We start from the raw sequence: 23,019 nt of genomic DNA on the forward strand, positions 1-23,019 counted from the left end.
GCACAGGGCGGCAGAACCAATCACCTAATGCGGGCTATCCCCGGCTCAAATCAAAGCGACTGGAGTTTGCCCAGTTCCTTGGCCACCAGATAATAGAAGGTCACGCGCGACTTGGAGCGGTCAGCAGCCATGGCTTTCGCAGTGGCGTCGATCGCCTTGTCGGCGCTGTCGTCTGTCACGCCGAGCTTCTTGCCGCACCAGCTTGCCTTGACGCGCGCAAGCTCTTCCGGATCGGAAGCGGACACCAGCGATGAATCCCGGTTGCGCAACGCAATGCCGAGATGCTTGACGATTTTGCCAACGATGGCTTCGTCGGCTGCCGCATCGTATTTCTTCACATCTGCGAGATAGTCGGTCATATCAACTCCTTCGTGTGTCCCCGGCGCCACGTTGCTTCTGGTGACCGGTTGCATGGAGAATGTGACAGCAATCTCTCGTCGTCAAGAATTGTCTAAATCGTCAACGTCAAACACGAAACCTTTTCATGGAATTGTCACAGCCCCCCTTTTCTCCGCCGGGCGAAACGCCTATATGAGCTTTGCCGGGGCAACCCGGCTATGGCGATAAACGGTCGGTGTAATAAACCTATTGGACCCGGGGGCGGTACCCGGCGCCTCCACCAAAAGCCGGCGGACTTCTTTAAAGGGAAGGCCGGCTTTTGATGGGGGCGAAATAGGATCGACAAGGGCGTAAAGATCGAACTTTTGCTCGGCATGATACCGCCGTTATCGGGTCACAAGTGTAGTTGCAAACGACAACAACGCTAAGGAATATGCTCTCGCTGCCTAATGGCGGTGCGGGAATTCCGCTCTAAGTCCTTACGGTTAGCCCCGTAAGGCGGGGTTCGGAGGTACCTGGCAACAGAAACCTCCACCTTCTCCATTTTGCCTGAATTGGTTATATGATAGCTGACTTGCGAACGGCATCGGCTTTTCCGTTGCTGCCGTTCGGGACATTGCGTATACTTGGGCAATGCGCAGCCGTCTGGATCGAGTTCGATCTCCGGTTCAGGATTGCGCAAAGATTCAAAGTGTTACAGCGTCCTTGGCGCGCAAGGCGCGCAGCGCATTAAAAGACGTTCGAATAAGGGAAAGACAGGACCGCATGGGGCAGGATCATATCCGTTACGACATTCTCGCACAGGATGCCCTTCGCGGCGTTATTCGTAAGGTTTTGGGTGAAGTGGCCGCCACCGGCCGCCTGCCCGGCGACCATCATTTCTTCATCACATTCCTGACCGGCGCGCCGGGCGTGCGGATTTCCCAGCACCTCAAGTCGAAATATGCCGAGCAGATGACCATCGTTATCCAGCACCAGTTCTGGGATATGAAGGTAACGGAAACCGGCTTCGAAATCGGCCTGTCCTTCTCCGATACGCCGGAAAAGCTGGTTATCCCTTACAACGCCATTCGCGGTTTCTACGATCCTTCCGTCAACTTCGAGCTTGAGTTCGACGTGCCTCTGGCCGATGAAGAAGAGATGGAAGAGGCCGAAATCACCGCCTATCCCGTTTCCAACGAGGCAAAGCCCGCTTCCACCTCCGAGGCCCCCAAGGCCGGCGAGGAAAAGAAGGAAGGCTCCGTCGTTTCGCTGGATGCCTTCCGCAAGAAGCAATAAGGTCGTTCTACCGCCACCCGAAACCCAAGGAGACATATCCGCATGGCCGCCGATATCGTCAATCTGCGTCAGTTTCGGAAGCAGAAAGCCCGCAGCGAAAAGGAAAAACAGGCGGAACAGAACCGCCTGTCCTTCGGCCGCAGCAAGACCGAAAAAAACCTGACATCGGCCCTTAATGAGAAAGCTGAAAAGGCACTCGATCAGGGACGACTCGAAAAGGATGATGGCGGGACCGACAGGGACTGACGATCGGACCTGCCGCAGCCAACTCCCCCGCAAAATCGGAAACCAATCGCGAAACAGAGGCTTGCCGGCGAAACATGATTCAGATTTCCAGCCGGAGGCCGATCTGATGATCCGCAAGCACTCAGCCACATTACACGGCCACCGCACCAGCATTTCACTTGAAGATGCCTTCTGGGAAGAGCTGAAGACGATTGCCGAAAGGCGCAAGATCAGCTTCGCCGCCCTGCTCGCGGAAATAGATGACAACCGGCCCGCCGACAGCAATCTGTCCTCGTCTTTGCGCGTTTATGTGCTGAACTGGCTGAAGACCCGGTAATCTTTCCCTCCAGCCGACGACATGGTCAACGGCCCTGATCTTCCAGCCCACAGACTACAAACATTCCGGCCAGAAAACTCGTAACGTCGCGAAAGCATTCATTAAACATTCGCGGCCTAATCTGCGCTGCAAGGCATTCCCGTATTGCGTAGCCTTGTTTTCAGTCTTTGTTTCATAGTTTTTCCAATCCCCACATCCGCCACGAGGCGACCCATGGTTTCTGCCATTTCGGGAACAAGCGCCGCTGTTTCCGTCCTTTCCTCTTCATCCACCTCTTCTTCAAGCGTTTCCGAGCTGAAATCGAAGATTGCCGAAAAGCAGTCGGAGCTGGCCCAGACGACCGAAGCGAAAGCCCAGGAAGAACTGAAGAGCGCCATCGCCTCGCTCAAGGCTCAGCTTGAAGCTCTCGAAAACAGCGCCGAGAAATCGGCAGCGTCGGGCAGCAGTACAGATAAACCCAGCCTCTCGGGAGAGAGCAGCAGGATTGGCACGAAAAACTTCGATGCCGACACGCCTTTCGGCGAACGCGAGAGCTGGATTTAACCGGCTGCCCGGCAACTCTGGAAACGCCGCCAAAAAACACAGCTATCCAGACCACCGCACCAACAATTGTTCTGAGGCAATGCCATGAGCCGTTGCCAGACACCCCTCCTCTGACTTGACCCGAGGGTGCGCGACCGGGTGCGACGATGGCCATGCATGCCCGGGAAGGGAATGGCCCCGTTTTTGGGTACCAGCCTAGACATCCTGCAAATCTGAAGGCGATCCACCCTCAGATTTCAAACAAGCTATGGATTGACCGGAGCATTTTCCGGCGCCAGGTCCCGGATTGCATTTTCCGTCGGCGGCACGACCAGAATCGGCGCCGATTGCCGCTCCGGCACGGGTTGCTGCTGTTGCTGTTGCTGCAACCGCTCCTGCTGTTCTTTTTCCTGGCGAAGACGCTCCTCGGCCGCAGCCTTCAGCCGGGCCTCCTCTTCCGCCTTTGCTTTGGCTTCCGCCTCCACCCGTTCCTTTTCAGCCTGCCGCTCGGCCGCCTGGGAGCGGTAAAGCGCCACCTCGCGGCGCAGCCGCTGCTTTTCAAGAACGCTGGCCTGCATGGCCTCCACCCGACGGCGCTCCTTTTCGAAAGCCCTGAGCGAGAGATAATTGCTGAGCGTCGAAACATCGATCGTCAAAGCCGGCGCCGCCAGCGGGCCATTATAGTTGAGGCGCAGAGACGGTTCGGCTCCGGCAACCGCTTCGGTGCCGGGATTGAGGAGAAGATCGAGATCGCCATTCACGGTCGATGCGGCAATATCCACCGTCGCGTCGCCAGCAAGCGTCACCGGATCGATCCCGGCGCGCAGATTCTGGAAATGAAGCGCGCCGCCATTCAGCGAGAACGGCAGGGCCACATCGCCAAGCCCGATTTCGCCCTGCCACAGGTTCTGGTCCACCAGCGGCCGAACTTTGGGCGCATCGATCGGCTGCTGCAAACCATCCGCCGCCTGCAGGATCGGCGGCAGGGCGCCAGGGTTGAGCCCCTTCAACACCAAGCCGCCAGCACGGATTTCACCTGAACCACCCGCCGATTTCAGAATTTCACCGACACTCTTGCCCGTCGATTCGGCCGTCAGGTCGATGGCAACCCGGCCGGTCGCCACCGGGCCATTGGCGTTCGCCCACAGGATAGGCTCCGGATTGGCGTCGGTCACCGCGATCTTGGTGCGGAAAATCCCCGCCCCTTCACCCGTGGACATGGCAAGCCGGCCCGTCAGTTTGCCGCCCATGAAGCCGCCCGTGACATCATCGAGCGAAAGACTGCCCGAATCATGCGTGACCTTGGCCGCCAGACCCGTGATCGTGCCAAACGGACCCGCTTCGAAATTCTCCGCTTTCAGCGACACCGAGGCCTTGAGCTGGGGGAACGCGGCCATGGCCAGCGGCTTGGCGTTGAGCGCACCACTTTCCGGATCGATCACCGGCCCGTAGATCGCATCGCCCAGCCAGGCGAGATCGGCGGTCCTGACCGACAGATCACCGCTGACAGGATAAGGCGCGGCGCGCTGAACCGCGAGATTGCCGGAGAACGGATTGCCGCCCACTTGCCCGCCAACGGAGGAAAAAGCGATCTTCTGCGCATCGACCGCCACTTTCGCATTGGCTTTAACAGCCATGCCGCCGCCGAGTTGCGGCAACCCCACCGCGTTCATGATGAGATATGGCTCGATATCAGCACTTTCGAGCGCCACATCCGCGCTGCCCTCACCGAAATTGGTGGCAGCAACGGCAAAGGAGCCGCTCATCGAAAAATGCGTACGCTCCGTTGAGAAGCGGATATCGGTCTGGACCGGCGAGCCAAGCGTGCCATTGAGCTTGACGGAAAGAAGCCCCTCACCATCCGCGTCGAACGGCAGCGGATCAAGCCCCGCCTGCCCGAACAGGATCGCCGTCGACTGGTTTTTCAACACCGCTTCCAGCGACATCGCCGTATCATCGGTGATCGACAGGAAATCCGGCATCTTGGCAACGGCCGACAGGCGGCTGCCATTGACGGTACCTGATACGGCCACATTGGCCCCGCCATTTTCACTGTTCACCGAAACATCGACGGCAAGGTCGGAATTGGCGTACCACGGCGCGCTGGCGGCCAGACGGCTGAGGAAGGGGTGGTTGGGCAATTTCTGCTGCAGCATGGTGAAGAACGGCTGCATATCCGGAGCATGCAGGTTTACCGTGCCCTTGCCCGCATATTTCAGCAACGAACCCTGCAGCTGCCCCGTGGCCTTGACCTCAGCGCCGGCAATATCGCCAGCCGTCATCTTTTCAAGCGTCAGAACACCGCCGGCCATGGTGAAGGCGGTTTCGACATGATTTGCGGTTACGCCGGCCATGTTGAACCGGTCGGCCTTGAACTTGGCGTCGATGCGATGATCGAGAACCGAGCTTCCAACCTGATCGCCCAGCGCCAGACTGCCGAGCGCCTTCAGCGCATCGAGATCGATTTCATTGCCGGCCAGATCGATGGAGAGATTGGACGTCTTGCCATCGGAGCGCCGCTCCAGCTCACCCTTCAGCGAAGCGTCGCCAATGGCAAGCTCGAGATTGTTGAAACGCTGGTTGAGCGTCGTCAGCGAGACATCGGCGGAAAAACCGGCCGCATTCAGCTGCCGGATCGCCGGATCGACCGAGCCGGAGAGCCAGTTGGCAAGCCCCGAAGGCTGGTTGGAGGCGAGAAGCAGATTGCCGTTGAAGGCCGGGCCGCCAAGCAATGTCAGCGATCCCTTGGCTTCCAGCTGCGTCCTGCCCGGCAGTGTCGCAACCGCATTCACCACCTGCCAGCCGCTGCCTTCCGGGCGCACATCCAGCCTGATGTCACGGATGGTCGTATCGTCGGAAACCAGCGCCGGAAGGCTGATGCTGGCCTTGCCCGGCACCTGCGGCACCGGAATACGCGCCACCATCGCCGCCAAGGCCTCAATGCGCTGGCGCACGGAGACGGTGGGCTGGCGCGAGGTCTTGCCCGTCTGCACGACGGGTGGCGCAAAGCGGGCGACATCGATCTGCTGGCCATCCGCCGTCAGCAGGAATTCCGGTTTCGCACCGGTATCCAGCGTCGCCTCGCCGGTCACGACATAGGGGTTTTCGCTGCCACCAAGCTCCATGCGGTAGCTCGATATGCGCACGCTTTCATTGGTCAGCTCGAAACTGCCGCGTGTACGCGGCGAAGAAAACAGCGATTGTCCGGCCTGTTTCTGCTTTTCGTCTTCCCGGAAGCTGAAAGCGAAAGAGCCGCTATAGGCAGGCTTGCCCGCCGTTGCGGCAATCGCGCCATCAAGATCGACCTCGACCGGATGTTCATCCGGCACCACCCGCACCCTGAGCCCCATGCGGCCGGCGGCATAATCGGGCTCGCTGCTGGAGAGGGAGAAGGAACCCGGATGCCCGTCAACGGCAGCACGCCCCTCCGCTTTCCACGGCCCGGCCAGCGAATTGGCAGACATGTCGGCGTTAAGGCCGGTCACGACACGGTTGCGGCCGGATTGTTCATCGATGAATTCGATTTGCCCGCCTTCGATCTGCACGCTTTCCAGAACCACGGTGCGGGCGGGAATTTCCGCCCGGCTGCCACGCATCCAGTCCAGCGTGCCGTCCTTCAAAAGCCTGATCTTGGCTTTGGGCTCCTCGATGCGCATGTCAAAGATACGCGCCTCGCCGGAAAGGAAAGGTGCAAGCTCGGCATCCATGGAGAAACGGGCAACCTGGATGAGCGGCGACCCATCCGCATCCGTTCCGGCGCGCACATCATGCAGGGTTACCGAAGGGAAAGGCAGGATACGGGCCTCGACCCGGCCGTGCACCACCACCTTCTTGCCCAGAATGCGGCTTGCCTGGTCTTCAAAGTCGCGACGGAAATCCGTCCAGTCGACGAAATAGGGAATGAGCAGCGCCGAAAACAGCACCAAGGCCAGCAGTCCGCCCAGAAAAACCAGAATACGCCCGAGCACTGACCTGCATCTCCCTTCGCGAACGCTGCAAACCTATTCTTTTCTGCCTTAACGGCAAGCAGCCTTTTGTACCAATCAATTGTGAGAATGATCAGACAAGCCGGAACAGCTTGCCCGGATTGAAAATATTATCCGGATCGAGCGACGTTTTGATGGCACGCATCACATCCAGTGCATTCCCAGCCTCTTCGGCCAGAAAACTCATCTTGCCCTGGCCGATGCCGTGCTCGCCGGTGCAGGTGCCGTCCATGGCAATCGCCCGGCGGTTGAGGCGGGCGACGAAAGCTTCGGTTTTCGCGACACTTTCGGCATCCTTGCCATCGAACAGAATAAGGACATGAAAGTTCCCGTCGCCCGCATGGCCGACGATTGGCGCCAGAAAGCCGTTTTCAGCAATATCCCGCTGCGTTTCCACTACGCAATCTGCCAGCCTTGAAATCGGCACGCAGACATCGGTGGAAAGCCCATCGAGATGGGGCGCAAGCGCCCGCGACGCCCAATAGGCGTCATGCCGCGCCTTCCACAGCTTGTTGCGCTCGGCAGCATCGCCCGTCCAGCGGAAATCGACGCTGCTGCATTCGGCCGCGATCTCGGCAAATTGCTGCGATTGCAGCGCCGCCGTTTCTTCCGTGCCGTGAAACTCCACGAACAGCGTCGGCTTTTCCGCGTAGTTCAGGCCGGAATAGGCGTTGCAGGCGCGCACCTGCACCTCATCAAGCAGTTCGATGCGGGCAACCGGAACGCCCATCTGGATCGTCATGATGACGGCATCACAGGCCGCCTTGATACTATCGAAGGTGCAGACCCCGCCGGCGATCTTTTCCGGTATGCCCTGCAGCCGCAGCGTGACCGAGGTGATGACGCCGAGCGTCCCCTCCGCCCCCACAAAAAGCCGTGTCAGATCGTAACCCGCAGACGACTTGCGGGCGCGGCGTGCCGTGCGGATTTCCTCGCCATTGGCGACGATGGCGGTGACGGCCAGCACGTTGTCCTTCATCGTGCCGTAGCGCACGGCATTGGTGCCTGACGCCCGCGTCGAGGCCATGCCGCCGATCGAGGCATTGGCGCCCGGATCGATCGGGAAAAACAGGCCGGTATCGCGCAGGTAGACATTCAGGTCCTCGCGCGTCACGCCCGGCTCCACCGTCACGTCAAGATCTTCGGCATTCACCTCAATGATGCGATTCATCCGGCTGAAATCGATGCAGATTCCACCATTGGGCGCATTTACCTGCCCTTCGAGCGAAGACCCCGTTCCGAACGGAATGACCGGCACCTTGTACTGTGCACAAGCCTTCACCACGGCCTTCACGTCATCAGCGTTTTCGGCAAAGACAACGCCGTCAGGCGCCTGCAGGGTCAGATAGGTGGTGGTGTGGCCGTGCTGTTCGCGAAACGCCTGCCCGGTCTGGAGCCTTTCGCCCAGTTGCTGCTTCAGCATCGCGAGCACTGAGGCAATACCTTCTTCGTTCCGCTTTCCCGCCACCACATCTTTCAGCGCCATCGTCTGTCTCCACCGCAACATCCGCCCGTAACGGAGCAGATCCGTTACGAATTCCGTCAGGTGGTATGGGATAAGGTTAACGCTTTGTCCAGCCGATCAGCCGCCCGAACGGCAAGAACGAACTGCTACCGCCGCGGCTTCGTTGCTCGGCGTATTGCCAGCCCCGAGCAAGCTCCGCCCCATATACACCTTATACGTGAATTTATTCATCGATACTCATAAATGCATATGAATTACAACCGGAATGCGGATCCTGGAAAAGCATGTCCGCGTTCAAACATCAGGGTTTCAAGATGACTACAATTACAAGTCAGCCCTTCACCGCATCGAATTCTTTTCGGCCGCTGACCGAAAACATTTCCCCCGGAGACCAGGCAAGCTCCCCCTCACACGCCATGAAAGGCGTCGATCCTCTGACCGTGCTGCTTGCGTCCGACCCGGACAATGAAACCGGCGACCTCACCTACGACAGGACAGGCAGGATCGACACCATGTCGACGAAAATCATCGCTGACGCTGATAACGTGAAAAGCAACTTAGGCGCCGAGGGGGAACATGACTGGGCAGCAGAACTCATCCGGACCACCAGCCTCGACCTTTCCCCAGCCTCCAGCAGAATGAATTTGTGGGGAGAAAGGTTGCGCTTTGACAAGGCTATGCACGCCCCGGGCGTGCGGCCTGAGGATATTGTCCGCAATTTCGTTCCAGAGGGCATGACAAAGGAGAGTGTTTATGAGCTGACGCCAGAGGCATATCAAACTGCGCTAAGTAACGCGAGCCACAATGCTTCAGAGCGCGAACAGAGGGAAAGTTGGGCGTTACACGGCATCGATTTTGATGCCTATTGGTCCGGTTTTGACAGCCCGGCATATGCCGCCATGGGCGTTCCCGGAAGCATAGAGACACTTCAGAATGCAATCGATTTCTATAACAGCACGCACAAAGCTAAAACCCAACAAGTGGATCCGGAAACCTTGACGGAGAAACAGCGGGCAACACTTAAAATGCTCGAGGAAAGCAATAATTACTGGAAAAAACGCGCCAAGGATCAACTCGATCAGACGATTTCCAGCCTGTTCAGGAGCTACGACAGAACAGGAAATCTGATTGAAACGGATGCCGCTGGCCGCGTGAGCGTCGGAAGCTTCGAACTATCGTACAAAGGTGTTCAGATTTATCGTCCGAACAATAATTGAATAGTCTCCGAACGAGCGAAGCGCTCCACCGCAACATCCGCCCCGTAACGGAGCAGATCCGTTACGAAATTCCGTCAGGTGGTATGGGATAAGGTTAACGCTTTGTCCAGCCGATCAGCCGCCCGAACGGCAAGAACGAACTGCTACCGCCGCGGCTTCGTTGCTCGGCGTATTGCCAGCCCCGAGCAAGCTCCGCCCCATATACACCTTATACGTGAATTTATTCATCGATACTCATAAATGCATATGAATTACAACCGGAATGCGGATCCTGAAAAAGCATGTCCGCGTTCAAACATCAGGGTTTCAAGATGACTACAATTACAAGTCAGCCCTTCACCGCATCGAATTCTTTTCGGCCGCTGACCGAAAACATTTCCCCCGGAGACCAGGCAAGCTCCCCCTCACACGCCATGAAAGGCGTCGATCCTCTTACCGTGCTGCTTGCGTCCGACCTGGACAATGAAACCGGCGACCTCACCTACGACAGGACAGGCAAAATCGAAAGCATGCCAGAGAAACGCAGCGCGGATGTTGAAAACGCAAAGGACAAATCAGGCGCAGAGGGCGAAACAGATTGGAAGGAAGAAATTATCCGAACCACCAGCCTTGATGTTTCCCCGGCCTCCAGCAGACGCGACATATGGGGAGAGGAATTGCGGTTCAATAAGGCTATCCACATCCTAGGCGTACGGCCTCAAGATATTATTCGCAATTTCGTTCCAGAAGGCATGACCAAAGAGAGTGTGTATGAACTGACACCGGAGGCATATCAAGCTGAGCTAAGTAAAGCATACTACAACGCTTCGCAGCGCGAACAGAGGGAGAGTTGGGCATATCACGGCCGCGATTTCGACGCCTATGTGGCAGGCGTAGACAACCCGGCCTATGCAGCCATGGGCGTTCCCGGAAGCATACAAACGCTTCAGAATGCAATCGATTTTTACAACAGCACGCACAAAACTGAAATTCAGAAGGTAGATTCGGAAACTCTGACAGATAAACAGCGAGCAACTCGTAAAATGCTCGAAGACACCAGTAACTACTGGAAAAAACGCGCCAAAGACCAACTCGACCGGACGATTTCCAGCCTGTTCAATAGCTATGACAGAATAGGGAACCTGATTGAAACGGACGCGAACGGCAGAGTCAGCGTCGGAGCCTTTGAACTGTCTTACAAAGGTGTCCAGATTTATCGCCCGAACGGAGGTTAATCAGCTGGCAGGTCTGCTTAGTTAGCATATCACGCGATATTCTGAAAACTCGCTCACTCCGTCGCACAACCTTTCTCTGATCGGCATTTACGTTTCAAACCTTTCCGCAACCGACTTTCTGTCGGTGGCCTGAGAAAACAGGCTTCCGCTCAAGTATGGCGAAGCTCGCAACCGGCTTGCCCATCGCCTTCCTACTCGGCAGCAAGCAGCGGCTTGTCTTCCTCCAGCGCCTTGCGACGGGCTGCAAGTTCCAGTTCGCGGTGGAGGCGGATTTCCTCATCCGCCTGCGGCTTGGCGAAGCGGGCAATCAGCAGATAGGAGACCGGCGTGATGTATAGCGTCACCAGCGTCGCAAAACCGAGACCGCCGACGATGACCCAGCCGAGCGCGATGCGAGCTTCCGCACCTGCCCCCTGCGCCAGCACCAGCGGCACGCCGCCGAGAATGGTGGCGATCATCGTCATCATCACGGGGCGCAGACGGATGCTGGTGGCCTTTTCGATGGCTTCGCGCACGGTGGCGCCCTGATCGCGCAGGTGATTGGCGAATTCGACGATGAGGATGCCGTTCTTGGCCATGACGCCGACAAGCAGCACAAGACCGATCTGACTATAGACGTTGAGGCTGGACCCGGTGACCAGCAGGGCGATGACTGCGCAGGCAAGGCCGAGCGGCACCGTCGTCATGATGATGACCGAACTCAGAACGCTTTCGAACTGCGCGGCGAGCACGAGGAAGATGATGGCGATGGCGAAACCGAAGGTCAGCAACATGCCGCTCGAGTTTTCTTCAAGCGTCGCCGCTTCGCCGAGCGGCAGCAGGCGGGCGCCGGGCGGCATTACCGATTGCGAAAGCTCATTCACCTTTTGAAGGGCCTCACCAAGCGAAACGCCATCCTTGAGGTTGGCGGTAAAGCCAACGGAGGGAAGCTGCTGCTCGCGGTTCAGCTGCGGCGCGACCGCATTTTCCTTGAGCGTGGCAATAACCGACATCGGCACGATCTTGCCATCGCCCGTTTTCAGGAAGACGTTTTCCAGATCGGTCGGATCATTGATCGGCCGGGTCGAAGACAGGAGCCGTACGGGGATCGCATCGCCATCCACGAAGACATCAACGATCGAGCGTCCCTCCAGCAGCGACTGCATGGCACGCGACAGGCCGGTGATATCGATACCGAGATCCGACGCGCGTTCGCGGTCGATGGAGACGGAGATCTGCGCCTGATTGGGCTCGTTGTCGAAGCGCGGCGTGTCGAACAGGCCGCTTTCTTCCATGGAAAGCAGCAACTTCTGTGTCGCCGCCGTCAGCGCCGGATAATTGCTGCCGACCATCGCCATCTGCAACCCACTGCCGGCGCCGCGAATTCTGAGGCTGTTCGGCTGCATCGCATTGCCGCGCAGCGCGGGCACACTGTTGGCAGCGGAGGTGACGTCGGCAGCGATCTGGTTCTGCGTACGCTCACGATCGGCCCAGGGGGCGAGCGTCAGCACCATGAAGCCGGTATTGGACGAACCGTTCATGCCGGTGATGGAGTAGATATTGCGGATTTCGCCACTGTCGCGCAGCGGCTGCAGGTTTTCCTCGATCCGCTGCAGCTGGTCACGGGTATATTCGAGGCTGACGCCCTGCGGCGCTGTCACCCGCATCATGAGCGAGGCGCGGTCTTCACGCGGCGTCAGCTCATTCTGGATCATGCCGAAGGCGATCCACGACAGGCCGGAGAAGATCAGCGCCACGACGATGACGATCAGCGGATTGTTGAGGCAGGCGGAAAGCGTTGACTTATAGGTGGAGGCAAAGACATTGCCGAACCAGGCGAGCGGCCCCGTCGGTTCCTTCAGCCCCTCTTTCAGCATGCGCGAGGCGAGCATCGGGCAGAGCGTCAAGGCAACGATCGAGGACAGGCCCACCGCGAAGGCCAGCACGAAGCCGAATTCACGGAACAGGCCACCAAGCTGGCCGGGCAGGAAGGAGAGCGGAATGAACACGGCGGCAAGCGTCGCCGTCGTTGCGATGACCGCGAAGAAGACTTCCTGCGTGCCGAGAACGGCAGCGGCCCGCGGCCCCATGCCTTCCGTACGGCGGCGCACGATGTTTTCCAGCACGACGATGGCGTCATCGACAACCAGGCCGGTCGCGAGAACGATGGCAAGCAGCGTCAGAATATTGATGGAAAAGCCAACCATATAGATGGCGACAATGGTGCCGATCAGCGCCACCGGCATGGTGATCGCCGGAATTAGAGTGGCGCGCCAGTCGCGCAGGAACAGGTAAAGCACCACGACGACGATAAGCGCGGAAAGGCCGAGTGCCAGTTCAACCTCGTGCAGCGCGCCTTCGATGAAGACGGCGTCATCGCTGGTCACGACGATACGCGTGCCTTCCGGCAGGTTGGCCGACATGGTATCAACAGCGGCCTTCACGCCCGTGGAAATACTGAGCGTGTTCGACTGCGCCTGGCGGATGACACCGAGACCGACACCCTGCACGCCATTGGAGCGCAGCGAGGTGGATTCATCATCCGCCCCGAGCATGACGGTTGCCACGTCCCTGAGGCGAATATTGTTCTTGATCAAAAGATTGGAGAAGTCTTCGGGCTTCGTCAGGCTGGCCGTAGCGCGCACGACGATGTCCTGCGTCGTGCTTTTCAGCGACCCCGCCGGCACGTCAAGCGCAGCACTGGCAAGCGCGTTCGAGACATCCGTCACCGTCAGACCACGGCTGGCGAGTGCCGCCTGATTGAGATCGACGCGAAAAACCTTTTCCTGGTCGCCGTAAAGCTCCACATCCGCCACGCCATCAACGGCGGCCAGACGGTCGATGATCTCGTCATCCACCAGCTTGGTCAGGTCTTCCATGCTGAGTGTGGTCGAGGTGACGGCAAGGCGCATGATCGGCTGGCTGTCGGAATCCGCCTTGATGATCTGCGGTTCGTCGGCATCGTCAGGCAGCTGATTGGTGACGCGGCCGATGGCATCGCGCACATCATTGGCGGCAACGGCGAGATCGACATTGTCGCCGAATTCCAGCGTCACGCGGCTGGTGCCGAATTGCGAATTGGACGAGATGGACTTGACGCCACTGACACGGGCAACAGCACCTTCAATGGTCTGCGTCACTTCCTGGTCGATGGTTTCCGGCGCGGCACCTTCATAGGTGGTCCTGACGCTGATCGTCGGCCGGTCGACATCGGGCAATTCGCGCACTTCGACGCCAACCAGCGCGGCAAGGCCGGCGACGACCAGCAGCGTGTTGAGAACCGCCGCCAGAATGGGCCGGCGCACGAACAGGGCAGTAAAGGCGAGCTTGGAATCCTGCCCGGAGGGTGGCTGCGTCGTCATTGGCTGGCAACCTCTTCAGGCTTCGGCTGATTGTTGACGCGGACCGCGCCGCCTTCTCTCACACGCTGCAGACCCTCGATCACGACAGGCTCGCCCTCCGCCAACTCGGCCTTGACCAGAACGGCATCGGGGTTGCGCTGCACGATCTGCACCCGCACCTTGTTCGACTTGTTGTCGGCAACGCGCCAGACATAGGAGCCTTCCGCATCCCACTGCACGGCCAGCGGATCGACCGAAGCATAGGTCTCCCCGGCAAAACGCATGGTCACACCGAAGGACATGCCGGCCCTCAGTTCATCCTTCTCATTGCCGAACTTCGCCCGGATGCGGATCGTCCGGCTTGCCTCGTCAACACGGTTGTCGACGGCCTCGATCTCACCCTTGAAGGCCTCGCCGGGGCGGGAAATCGACGTCGCCTCCACCGGCATGCCGACCTTGATCGCGGTTGCGAAGCGCTCCGGAGCCCAGAAATTGACGAGAATTTCAGAACGATCATCGATGCTGACGATGGTCGATTGCGTGGTGACGTTGTCGCCGATATTGGCAGCGACGATACCGGCCACACCTTCGATGGGCGCGACGATGTCGCGGCGCTTGAGATTGAGTTCGGCGGTGCTCAGCGCAAGCTTGGCAGCCTCTTCGGCAATCTGCGCATCCAGCACGTCAAGCCGGGACACGGATTTCAGGTTCTTGTAGGAATTGGATTTTTCAACCGCGCTGCGCAGTGTGACCTGCGCCTTGTCGCGCTCGATCACCTGCTCCTCATCATCGAGCCGCGCGAGCACCTGCCCCTTCACGACGCGAGCACCGGAGGAGGTGCGAATTTCCGAAACGGTGCCGGAGGCCTGCGGCATGACGACGACCGACTGGATCGCCTCACCATTGCCAATGGCGTTCAGCCGGTCATTGACCGTACCTTTCTTGACGGGAGCCATGACCACCAGGGTCGCGTTGCTGTTGCCGCGCGCGCCGCCGGCATTCTGGCCCGCTGGCGTGCCGGAGGCTCCGGCGCCGGATGCGGCAACCTCGATCGCACCGGCCGGCGTTTTGCCAAGCCCGATGGCAGCGAGAACATTGCGGGCATCGGGCGAATAAAAGCCCCAGAGACAGAGCCCCGCTCCCACCACGGCAACACTGACACCCACCTGTTTCCAGACCCGCATGTATTTCTCCGGTTGATCCGCGCAGTAAAATGGAGTTCCAAACCGAACCCTGTTGGAACGTGCAAAGTATTCCCGCTTGCCTTGACGAAAGCAACGCACAAAACCGTTCCTTACGTAATTGTAATTTGTGATGAATTTTCGTCGGACGCATGGCGCAACCGTTTCTGTCGCAAATCTCCGCCGATCGGTTACTCTAAAAGCCGAAAACCATTTGCGGAGGAAGCCATGAGCACCGTGACGAAAGCCGAAAATCCCGAAGCCGACCCACGCGTCAAAGCCGTGTTCGATGATATCCGCACCACCCGCAAATCGGATTTCATCAATAATATGTGGCTCTACCTCGCCTTTGATCCTGATCTCCTGGAAAAGACATGGGCCGAGGTCAAGGCGGTTATGGCGACGCCTTCGGCGCTCGATCCCGTGGTCAAGGAAATGCTTTATATCGCCGTTTCCGTCACCAATGGCTGCTCCTATTGCGCCCATTCCCACACGGCCGCCGCAAAAGCCAAGGGCATGACCAGCGAACAACATGCCGATGTGTTGCGCATCATCGCGCTTGCAGCCAAGACCAACCAGCTTGCCGTGGCGCTGCAAGTGCCCGTTGACGCGGCTTTCGATGCCGACAGGCGGGCTTGAGACGAAGAAAATGCCTTGGAATAGGCGTTTTGACCGATGATACCGGAATAAAAGCAGAACACGGTTCTGGCCTTTATATCCCGAATCACTACATTGGGCCGCATGAGCAACAGTTTTGACGATATGCCGTTCTTCGATGAAGAACCCGCCGCACCGCGCAGGGCGACGAACAATGCCCCTTCGGAAAACGGCGGCGGGCTTGGCATTGCCGCCCGCGCCATGGCGGCGCGCGACCAGACACGTGCCGCGCCCGATTATCTGTCCGGCCTCAACCCCGAACAGCGCGATGCGGTGGAGACGCTTGACGGACCCGTTCTCGTGCTCGCAGGCGCTGGCACCGGCAAGACGCGCGTTCTGACGACCCGCATCGCCCATATTCTGGCAACCGGCCGTGCCTATCCGAGCCAGATCCTTGCCGTGACCTTCACCAACAAGGCTGCCCGCGAGATGAAGGAACGTATCGGCGTTCTGGTCGGCGGCGCTGTCGAGGGCATGCCCTGGCTCGGCACCTTCCACTCCATCGGCGTCAAGCTTCTGCGCCGCCATGCGGAACTTGTCGGCCTGAAATCGGATTTCACCATTCTCGATACGGACGATGTTGTGCGGCTGATCAAGCAGCTCATCCAGGCCGAAGGTCTTGATGACAAGCGCTGGCCCGCCAAACAATTCGCCGGCATGATCGACGGCTGGAAGAACAAGGGCCTGACGCCGCCGGATATTCCGGAAGGCGACAGCCGCGCCTTCGCCAATGGCAAGGGACGCGAGCTTTACACCGCCTACCAGAACCGGCTGAAGACGCTGAACGCCTCTGACTTCGGCGATCTTCTGATGCACCCGATCAGTATCTTCCGCCGCCACACCGATATTCTGAAGGAGTATCACCAGAAGTTCCGTTACATTCTGGTGGACGAATATCAGGACACCAACACGGCGCAATATATGTGGCTGAGGCTTCTCGCACAGCGCGCCAAGGGCGAGCCGCAGAACGTCTGCTGTGTTGGTGACGACGACCAGTCAATCTATGGCTGGCGTGGGGCCGAAGTGGATAACATCCTGCGTTTCGACAAGGATTTCCCCGGCGCCAAGGTCATCAAGCTGGAACGCAACTACCGCTCCACCGAACATATTCTCGGCACGGCCGGCCATCTGATCGCCCATAATGAAGGGCGTCTCGGCAAGACCCTGTTCACCGAACGCAGCAGCCCTGATGACGAAAAGGTCATGGTGCATGCCGCCTGGGATTCCGAGGAGGAAGCCCGCGCCGTCGGCGAGGAGATCGAGCAGCTCCAGCGCAAGAACCACAAGCTGAACGACATGGCCATTCTCGTTCGCGCCTCCTTCCAGATGCGCGAATTCGAAGACCGTTTTGTCACGCTCGGTCTCAATTACCGCGTCATCGGCGGTCCGCGTTTTTATGAGCGCCTCGAAATCCGCGATGCCATGGCCTATTTCCGGCTGGTCTGCCAGCCGGCCGATGATCTCGCCTTCGAGCGCATCGTCAATACACCCAAGCGCGGTCTTGGTGATACGACGATCCGCAACCTGCATGACTATGCCCGCGCCCGCGATATTCCGATGCTGGCGGCAGCGGCCGACATTATCGAAACCGACGAGCTGAAACCGAAGGCGCGCAAGGCGCTGTTCGACGTGGTGCAGGATTTCCGCCGCTGGCAGGGCCTCCTGGAAAACACCGAGCACACCACGCTTGCCGAACAGATCCTCGACGAAAGCGGCTACACCGCCATGTGGCAGGCCGACAAGACGGCGGAAGCACCCGGGCGGCTGGAAAACCTGAAGGAACTCATCCGGTCGATGGAATCCTTCGAAAGCATGCGTGGATTTCTCGAACACGTCGCACTCGTCATGGATGCGGAACAGAATGCCGAGCTGGATGCCGTATCCATCATGACGCTGCATTCCGCCAAGGGTCTGGAATTCGACACCGTCTTCTTGCCCGGCTGGGAAGAAGGCCTGTTCCCGCATCAGCGGGCGCTGGACGAAGGCGGCCGCTCCGGTCTCGAGGAAGAACGCCGTCTGGCTTATGTCGGCATCACCCGCGCCAAGAAGCTCTGCCATATCTGGTTCGTATCGAACCGGCGTATCCATGGCTTATGGCAATCCACCCTGCCCTCACGTTTTCTGGAAGAATTGCCGCCCGCCCATGTGGATGTCGCGGCATCCGACAGCAATTATGGCGGTTATGGCGGGCGCGGCGGCTATGGCCAGTCCCGCTTCGACAAGGCGGAACCCTTCGCCAATAATTATTCCACTCCCGGCTGGAAACGGGCACAGGCCAACAAATCAGATGCCACCCGCGACAACTGGGGCACACGCTCCGGCCATGCGGTCGAGCGGATTGGTTATGGCGAAAGCGGCCCGCGGACCCGCACGATTGATGGCGAGCTGGTGGCCAAATCCGTTGCCGACACACCGTCGAAATTCGTGGTCGGCGACCGCGTCTTCCACCTCAAATTCGGGAACGGCAACATCTCCGCCATCGAGGGCAACAAGCTGACCATCGATTTCGACCGCGCAGGACAAAAGCGCGTGCTGGATGGATTTGTGGAAAAGGTTTGATTCGAACGGTTAAGACAGGTTCAAGACAGCTTTTTCCATAGCCCGCGTCACATCGTTGCAATAAAGAAATTGCTACACGAGAGCGAAAACCGGGCGAGGACCGCTTTGCATATTTTACCGAAAAGCCAGCGCAAGCTTGCCGTTTTCCTGATCAACATGGATAGCGCCACGAAGCGCCTTGAGGATATGACCGCCAGGCTCGACGCCATCGGGCTGCAGGCGGAGCGTATCGCCGGCGTCAATGGCCGCGAACTCAATTATCCGATCCCGGAATTCAGCGAGATTTCCTACATGCTCATGCATGGCCGGCGCACTTCGCCGCCGGAAATCGGCTGTTATCTCAGCCATGTCGCCTGCGCCAATAAATTCATGGATGGCGACGCCGATATCGCGCTCATCCTTGAAGACGACGTGGTTTTCGACAATGATTTTCTGAATGCAATCGATGAGGCGGTACTGAACGGCGACGACTGGGATCTGTTGCGGCTGACGACGGTCAGCAACGGCCGCAAATTCCCGTTTCGGCCGCTTTCCAATGGCCGTTCGCTGGCCATTGCCCTGACGCGGGAAAAAGGCTCAGGCGCCTATCTCGTCAATCGTCGCGCCGGAAAATGGATATCGAAACTGATCCCCATGCGGTTGGCCTATGATATCGCATTCGATCTGGAATATCTGGCAGGCCTGAAGGGGGCTTTCATCTATCCCCTCTGCGCCACGCAGGATGCGGATGGCGAAAGCCAGATTCAGAACAATCTGCGCATTTATCGACTGCCGCGCTGGCGTTATTTTACCGTGCTGCCCTATCGCGCCTATCTGGAAACCAGCCGTTTTCTTCTGCGCGGCCTCCGCTTCGCCATCGCCAAGCTGAGCGTTACGCTCGAAGGCGGCAAGGGCAAGACTGCTCCCGCCGGCAATTAAACCAGCTGGATCATGCCTCGCCGGGCGTAAAGCCGATGAGATAAACCGCAGCGATCACGGCTGCGAGAATGAAAATCGAAATGACGAAAATCGTCATCCGGTTCAATGGCTTGCGTGTCGTTTTCTTCATGCTGGAATAATGCGCGGCAGGGTCACTGGTTCCGTAGCGCACAGGATAATGCCACCTGAAGCCGCGAAACGGCGCAATTCGATTCCGCTTCAGGCACATATCGGCTAAAGCTCGGATACTTCTTCAGCTTTCCCGGCCCGCCACAACAGACCGCCATGACAGATATGACGCATCCCCGCCTCAATCCGCTGCATCTTGCCGCCGCCTTCGCGAGTGGTTGTCTTTTGACGTTGATGGTGCATTTCAACGGCCAGCTTGCCCATTACGGCAGCGCGCTGTTTTCCTCGTGGACGGCGCATGGCACAGGTACGGTGGCGGCGCTGATCTATCTCGCCATCATGCGCCCGAAGAACGACCCCACGGCACCGGCAAAACCGAAGGCACCGTTCTGGGCCTATTGCGGCGGGGTCGTGGGTGCGGCCATCGTCATCCTCACCTCCACCGCCGTCAATTCACCGCTGGCGCTTTCCGGCACCATCGCGCTAGGCCTCGGCGGACAGGTGATCTTCAGCCTGCTGGCCGATCTTTTCGGCCTCTTCGGCTTGCCGAAACGGCGGCCAGATATGCGGGACATGGCAGCGGTGGCGCTCATCCTCTGCGGCAGCGCGCTCATCATTCTGGTTGGGAGAACGGCATGATCGTCTGGATCGCCATGGCCTTTACCGGCGGGGTCTTCGTGGCGCTGAGCCGTCAGATCAACGGCCGCTTGAGCCTGTCGAACTCACCGCTTATAGCTTCCTTCTGGAACCATATTGTTGGCTTTGCCGTGCTGACCGTCATCGGCCTCATCGTCGGCGGCCTCATTCCGCCCGGCGCGGCCGATGCGCCCTGGCTTGCCTTTATCGGCGGCCCGATCGGCGTCGTCTTCATCGCCTCGGGAAGCTGGCTCATCCCGCGCATCGGCGCGGTCAATACCGCCCTTCTGGTCATCAGCGGCCAGATGGTGTCAGGCGTCGTACTCGATCTCTTCGGCGATCATCCGCCGAAAATCTGGGCAAGCGCGCTTGGCATTCTTCTCATCATCGCCGGCATGGTGCTGACGCAACGGCGCAGCCGTTGATGAAATTCAAATAAACTCAGGAATCGTTGCCGCGCGAGAACATGCTGAGCAGCGTCTTGCCGCCGCTTTTCCCGCCGCTGCTGGCAAGCGTCGGGCGGTTGCCGTTCAGTTTCGGCACCACGACCATGCGCTTGACTTCGCCGCGCTTGAAGGCGGCCAGGAAGCGCGAATAATCCCGAAACACGACACAGCCATTCGATTCACCGCGTTTCGCCAGCATGTAGGTATGGGCAAGAAGTCCATCGCGGCCATGCGGGTTGACGCCGTTTTCCGGTGTCAGGCGAATGGCTTCGACGCCATGAAACCGTGCTTCGCGCATCGTCAGACGATAGCTGGAGGGCGGCGTAGAGCCGCGCATTCTGACGTGAACAAAGTCGGGATTGTCGCGCATCTTGCCGATGCCGGAATGCGCTTCCAGCTTCTCGCCATTCGGCATGTGAACCGTTCCGGAGGAAATATCGTAAATCGCCGTGCCATTGCCGCGATCCGGCCACGGAACCGCATCCATCTTGCTCGGCTCGCGCATCGGATTATCAGGCTTTGCAAAGGCAAGCATGGCGCCGGTGCTCTGCTTCGGCTGCTGCGGCGCGCGCAGCGGAACCGGCGCATCAAAATCGGGGGCTGACGCAACCGCAGCCTTGGAGAGGGCCGGACGCGGCGACGGCTCCACCGTCTCGGCCGCCGCCACTTCGGGCCGGAAGCTCGGAAGCGGCACATCATCGGGAAGCAGGCTGCTCGCCTCTTCCTCGATCTGCGGGCGTGCCAGCGCGACTTCGAATGCCGGATGTTGCGAGGCAGCGCTTTGATAGGCGACCTCGGTGGTGCGCCCAAGCGCCGAATCGACGATTGCCGAAGGCCTGAGCGCGGCAAGTTCCTTCACCGACGCCTGCCCTTTGGCATTTGCCGCCGCGCCAAAGCGCTCGCGAAATTCCTTCGCACCGATTTCGGGCATGATGCCGGCAAGGCGAACGGCCTTCTGCGGGCCATGGCTGTGATCACTCAGGCGGGAAAACTTGCGGACGTGAATATCCCGCCCCGTCGCATGGCTGATCGCCGTCTCGGCGGAATCGAGCCTCGCCACCAGCGTCTTTTCAAATTGCCCGACGCCATGCGAGGCGGCCGCCATGCTATGCAGCGATGCGAAGGCAGCAAAGGCAAAAAGACCGGCAAAGGCACCGCCACCGAGCAGCGCGGACATTCGGCCAAGCGAAAAGGATTTGCCTTTCTTGAGGCAGGACGACCCGGCAACACCGGCGCCATTATAGGCCGCAGCAGAAAACGCCATGATACTCGTTACTCGAACCGTTCACGCACACCCGGCCAATGCCGGTGGGATTTTGGGGCATCCAAAGAGCGGGTGAACACCACGCCGCTTTCGGAACTGACTGGTTCGAAGCATGACGAATTATGGTAACCAAAGTGTTTACGAGTCCCTGCAAAAATACTTCGTTAAGGTCTGCGCATGTCAGGCGAAGGCGAAACGATGACTGTGCGGGAACGGCGTGCACTGCATCGCTCGTCCTGAAAAATGCCCCTGGGGGCGTCATCGGCCTTTAAAATTTCCGTCGCCGCATCGTCAGGTAAATTCCGACTTGGCCGGAAATTTGCTGTAAATGCGGCAGGACTGCGACGGGACAAGCCGTCATCAGCAACCAGGCGTGTGGGCACAAAGGTTGAATGGGTACTTGATCCGCCAAAGCCGGCTTGGCATCCTGCTGGCAAAAGGGAGGCACATCATGAAGGCGCTGCTGCTCATCGACATCCAGAACGGCTTTTGCCCCGGCGGTAATCTGGCCGTTGCCGAAGGGGACAGGGTCGTGCCCGCCGCCAATGCCCTCATCGACAATGGCGGTTATGACCTCATCGTCGCATCGCAGGACTGGCACCCGGAAAACCACGGCAGCTTCGCCTCCCAGCACCCCGGCAGGAAACCGTTCGACATGGGCGAGCTTTCCGGCAAACCACAGATGATGTGGCCGGACCATTGCGTGCAGGGCACGCAGGATGCGGAATTCCACCCCGACCTGAAGACGGACGCATTCGACTATATTCAGCAGAAGGGTGAAAACCCTGCCGTCGACAGCTATTCCGCCTTTCGCGACAATGACCAGTCGGCGACGACAGGCCTTGCCGATTATCTGGCCCGCCAGGGCGTGACGCAGCTCGATATATGCGGCCTCGCCACCGATTATTGCGTCAGTTTTTCGGTGCTCGATGCCATCGACATGTTGCCCGGTATCAAGGTCCGTTTCATCGAGGATGCAAGCCGCGGCATCGATCCACAGGGCATAAAGGCCGCGATTGCGGCCATGCGGGAAAAGGGCGCAGCAATCGTCAACAGCCGCGACATATTGCGCGACTGACCGCCATTTCAACGTAGCCGCGGTTTTTCCAGCACGTCGATGTCACCGGCGGCGTCCTCAAGACGCCGCAGGATTGCTGCATGTGCATCCTTCAGCCCCTGATTATAGAAAACATACCCGACCTCTTCGGCCAGAAACTCCACGAAGATTTCCGCCTCAAGAAGCCCCATCTCGGTTTCGGTCTCCCGGGCAAGATAGTCCTTGATACGCGCGGCCAGGACCGCCTTTTCCTGCTTTTCGAGCATTGA

19 protein-coding genes and 1 other RNA gene are annotated in these 23,019 nt (G+C 59.0%); 13 read left to right on the top strand and 7 right to left on the bottom strand.

Going from position 1 to position 23,019, the window contains the following annotated elements; translation table 11 throughout:
* Positions 1 to 50: 50 nt before the first annotated feature.
* Positions 51 to 359: a DUF2853 family protein gene (locus QSV77_RS08455; RefSeq protein ID WP_035242256.1), complete on the bottom strand. Its 309-nt coding sequence runs from the start codon at positions 357 to 359 to the stop codon at positions 51 to 53.
* Positions 360 to 501: 142 nt separating this feature from the next.
* Here QSV77_RS08455 and ssrA point away from each other — a divergent pair.
* The 5 genes from ssrA (at position 502) to QSV77_RS08480 (ending at position 2,722) form a co-directional block, all read left to right on the top strand.
* Positions 502 to 875, top strand: a transfer-messenger RNA (tmRNA) gene (gene ssrA, locus QSV77_RS08460).
* 229 nt (positions 876 to 1,104) lie between these two features.
* Positions 1,105 to 1,617 carry an SspB family protein gene (locus tag QSV77_RS08465; protein WP_046798099.1) on the top strand — a complete coding sequence of 171 codons (513 nt, stop codon included), beginning with the start codon at positions 1,105 to 1,107 and terminating at the stop codon, positions 1,615 to 1,617.
* Between the two features lie 42 nt (positions 1,618 to 1,659).
* The gene (locus tag QSV77_RS08470; RefSeq protein WP_269703085.1) at positions 1,660 to 1,863 is read left to right on the top strand and encodes a DUF4169 family protein; all 204 of its coding nucleotides are present in this window, start codon (positions 1,660 to 1,662) and stop codon (positions 1,861 to 1,863) included.
* Between the two features lie 106 nt (positions 1,864 to 1,969).
* Positions 1,970 to 2,179 (top strand): ribbon-helix-helix domain-containing protein, encoded by a 210-nt coding sequence (locus QSV77_RS08475; protein WP_142840239.1) that lies wholly within the window; start codon positions 1,970 to 1,972, stop codon positions 2,177 to 2,179.
* Positions 2,180 to 2,392: 213 nt separating this feature from the next.
* Positions 2,393 to 2,722 carry a hypothetical protein gene (locus QSV77_RS08480; RefSeq protein ID WP_302733128.1) on the top strand — a complete coding sequence of 110 codons (330 nt, stop codon included), beginning with the start codon at positions 2,393 to 2,395 and terminating at the stop codon, positions 2,720 to 2,722.
* Between the two features lie 245 nt (positions 2,723 to 2,967).
* Here the strand turns inward: QSV77_RS08480 and QSV77_RS08485 are convergent, their stop codons facing one another.
* On the bottom strand, positions 2,968 to 6,669 hold the full coding sequence (locus QSV77_RS08485) for an AsmA-like C-terminal region-containing protein (protein WP_302733129.1): 3,702 nt from the start codon (positions 6,667 to 6,669) through the stop codon (positions 2,968 to 2,970).
* A 91-nt stretch (positions 6,670 to 6,760) separates the two neighbouring features.
* Positions 6,761 to 8,173 carry an FAD-binding oxidoreductase gene (locus QSV77_RS08490; protein ID WP_302733130.1) on the bottom strand — a complete coding sequence of 471 codons (1,413 nt, stop codon included), beginning with the start codon at positions 8,171 to 8,173 and terminating at the stop codon, positions 6,761 to 6,763.
* A 263-nt stretch (positions 8,174 to 8,436) separates the two neighbouring features.
* Between QSV77_RS08490 and QSV77_RS08495 the strand changes: the two genes are divergently transcribed.
* Both QSV77_RS08495 and QSV77_RS08500 read left to right on the top strand, forming a co-directional pair.
* On the top strand, positions 8,437 to 9,369 hold the full coding sequence (locus tag QSV77_RS08495) for a hypothetical protein (RefSeq protein WP_302733132.1): 933 nt from the start codon (positions 8,437 to 8,439) through the stop codon (positions 9,367 to 9,369).
* A gap of 311 nt (positions 9,370 to 9,680) precedes the next feature.
* Complete coding sequence (locus QSV77_RS08500; protein WP_302733134.1) at positions 9,681 to 10,583, top strand: hypothetical protein; 903 nt, start codon at positions 9,681 to 9,683, stop codon at positions 10,581 to 10,583.
* Between the two features lie 191 nt (positions 10,584 to 10,774).
* Here the strand turns inward: QSV77_RS08500 and QSV77_RS08505 are convergent, their stop codons facing one another.
* Both QSV77_RS08505 and QSV77_RS08510 read right to left on the bottom strand, forming a co-directional pair.
* On the bottom strand, positions 10,775 to 13,924 hold the full coding sequence (locus QSV77_RS08505; RefSeq protein WP_302733135.1) for an efflux RND transporter permease subunit: 3,150 nt from the start codon (positions 13,922 to 13,924) through the stop codon (positions 10,775 to 10,777).
* A complete protein-coding gene (locus tag QSV77_RS08510) occupies positions 13,921 to 15,087 on the bottom strand; it encodes an efflux RND transporter periplasmic adaptor subunit (RefSeq protein ID WP_302733136.1) in 1,167 nt (388 codons plus the stop codon). The genes QSV77_RS08505 and QSV77_RS08510 overlap by 4 nt, the downstream gene beginning before the upstream one ends.
* 225 nt (positions 15,088 to 15,312) lie before the next feature.
* On the opposite strand from QSV77_RS08510, the gene QSV77_RS08515 reads away from it, so the two are divergent.
* The 5 genes from QSV77_RS08515 to QSV77_RS08535 all read left to right on the top strand — a co-directional run bounded on the left by QSV77_RS08515 (position 15,313) and on the right by QSV77_RS08535 (position 20,408).
* A complete protein-coding gene (locus tag QSV77_RS08515) occupies positions 15,313 to 15,723 on the top strand; it encodes a carboxymuconolactone decarboxylase family protein (RefSeq protein WP_302733137.1) in 411 nt (136 codons plus the stop codon).
* 102 nt (positions 15,724 to 15,825) lie between these two features.
* On the top strand, positions 15,826 to 18,300 hold the full coding sequence (locus QSV77_RS08520; protein ID WP_302733138.1) for an ATP-dependent helicase: 2,475 nt from the start codon (positions 15,826 to 15,828) through the stop codon (positions 18,298 to 18,300).
* Positions 18,301 to 18,405: 105 nt separating this feature from the next.
* A complete protein-coding gene (locus QSV77_RS08525) occupies positions 18,406 to 19,218 on the top strand; it encodes a glycosyltransferase family 25 protein (RefSeq protein WP_302733139.1) in 813 nt (270 codons plus the stop codon).
* A 285-nt stretch (positions 19,219 to 19,503) separates the two neighbouring features.
* On the top strand, positions 19,504 to 19,986 hold the full coding sequence (locus tag QSV77_RS08530; RefSeq protein ID WP_302733140.1) for a DMT family transporter: 483 nt from the start codon (positions 19,504 to 19,506) through the stop codon (positions 19,984 to 19,986).
* Positions 19,983 to 20,408, top strand: a complete 426-nt coding sequence (locus QSV77_RS08535; RefSeq protein ID WP_302733141.1) for a DMT family transporter — start codon at positions 19,983 to 19,985, stop codon at positions 20,406 to 20,408. Before QSV77_RS08530 ends, QSV77_RS08535 begins: the two co-directional genes overlap by 4 nt.
* A 16-nt stretch (positions 20,409 to 20,424) precedes the next feature.
* Here QSV77_RS08535 and QSV77_RS08540 read toward each other — a convergent pair whose 3' ends face one another.
* Positions 20,425 to 21,693, bottom strand: coding sequence for a DUF2778 domain-containing protein (locus QSV77_RS08540; RefSeq protein ID WP_302733142.1), 1,269 nt, complete (start codon positions 21,691 to 21,693; stop codon positions 20,425 to 20,427).
* Between the two features lie 451 nt (positions 21,694 to 22,144).
* Between QSV77_RS08540 and pncA the strand changes: the two genes are divergently transcribed.
* A complete protein-coding gene (gene pncA / locus QSV77_RS08545) occupies positions 22,145 to 22,771 on the top strand; it encodes a bifunctional nicotinamidase/pyrazinamidase (protein WP_302733143.1) in 627 nt (208 codons plus the stop codon).
* A gap of 8 nt (positions 22,772 to 22,779) precedes the next feature.
* Here pncA and QSV77_RS08550 read toward each other — a convergent pair whose 3' ends face one another.
* Positions 22,780 to 23,016 carry a DUF2164 domain-containing protein gene (locus QSV77_RS08550; protein ID WP_046798086.1) on the bottom strand — a complete coding sequence of 79 codons (237 nt, stop codon included), beginning with the start codon at positions 23,014 to 23,016 and terminating at the stop codon, positions 22,780 to 22,782.
* Between the last annotated feature and the right edge of the window lie 3 nt (positions 23,017 to 23,019).

Source organism: Agrobacterium sp. V1 (assembly GCF_030518355.1).
Taxonomy (GTDB): Bacteria; Pseudomonadota; Alphaproteobacteria; order Rhizobiales; family Rhizobiaceae; genus Agrobacterium; species Agrobacterium cucumeris.

What these genes read in the sequence shown, in the direction of transcription:
- QSV77_RS08510 (WP_302733136.1), bottom strand. Translation starts at nt 15,087, where the DNA reads ATGCGGGTCTGGAAACAGGTGGGTGTCAGTGTTGCCGTGGTGGGAGCG.
- QSV77_RS08515 (WP_302733137.1), top strand. Translation starts at nt 15,313, where the DNA reads ATGAGCACCGTGACGAAAGCCGAAAATCCCGAAGCCGACCCACGCGTC.
- QSV77_RS08500 (WP_302733134.1), top strand. Translation starts at nt 9,681, where the DNA reads ATGACTACAATTACAAGTCAGCCCTTCACCGCATCGAATTCTTTTCGG.
- QSV77_RS08480 (WP_302733128.1), top strand. Translation starts at nt 2,393, where the DNA reads ATGGTTTCTGCCATTTCGGGAACAAGCGCCGCTGTTTCCGTCCTTTCC.
- QSV77_RS08475 (WP_142840239.1), top strand. Translation starts at nt 1,970, where the DNA reads ATGATCCGCAAGCACTCAGCCACATTACACGGCCACCGCACCAGCATT.
- QSV77_RS08495 (WP_302733132.1), top strand. Translation starts at nt 8,437, where the DNA reads ATGTCCGCGTTCAAACATCAGGGTTTCAAGATGACTACAATTACAAGT.
- QSV77_RS08490 (WP_302733130.1), bottom strand. Translation starts at nt 8,173, where the DNA reads ATGGCGCTGAAAGATGTGGTGGCGGGAAAGCGGAACGAAGAAGGTATT.
- QSV77_RS08550 (WP_046798086.1), bottom strand. Translation starts at nt 23,016, where the DNA reads ATGCTCGAAAAGCAGGAAAAGGCGGTCCTGGCCGCGCGTATCAAGGAC.
- QSV77_RS08520 (WP_302733138.1), top strand. Translation starts at nt 15,826, where the DNA reads ATGAGCAACAGTTTTGACGATATGCCGTTCTTCGATGAAGAACCCGCC.
- pncA (WP_302733143.1), top strand. Translation starts at nt 22,145, where the DNA reads ATGAAGGCGCTGCTGCTCATCGACATCCAGAACGGCTTTTGCCCCGGC.
- QSV77_RS08535 (WP_302733141.1), top strand. Translation starts at nt 19,983, where the DNA reads ATGATCGTCTGGATCGCCATGGCCTTTACCGGCGGGGTCTTCGTGGCG.
- QSV77_RS08465 (WP_046798099.1), top strand. Translation starts at nt 1,105, where the DNA reads ATGGGGCAGGATCATATCCGTTACGACATTCTCGCACAGGATGCCCTT.
- QSV77_RS08470 (WP_269703085.1), top strand. Translation starts at nt 1,660, where the DNA reads ATGGCCGCCGATATCGTCAATCTGCGTCAGTTTCGGAAGCAGAAAGCC.
- QSV77_RS08455 (WP_035242256.1), bottom strand. Translation starts at nt 359, where the DNA reads ATGACCGACTATCTCGCAGATGTGAAGAAATACGATGCGGCAGCCGAC.
- QSV77_RS08530 (WP_302733140.1), top strand. Translation starts at nt 19,504, where the DNA reads ATGACAGATATGACGCATCCCCGCCTCAATCCGCTGCATCTTGCCGCC.
- QSV77_RS08540 (WP_302733142.1), bottom strand. Translation starts at nt 21,693, where the DNA reads ATGGCGTTTTCTGCTGCGGCCTATAATGGCGCCGGTGTTGCCGGGTCG.
- QSV77_RS08505 (WP_302733135.1), bottom strand. Translation starts at nt 13,924, where the DNA reads ATGACGACGCAGCCACCCTCCGGGCAGGATTCCAAGCTCGCCTTTACT.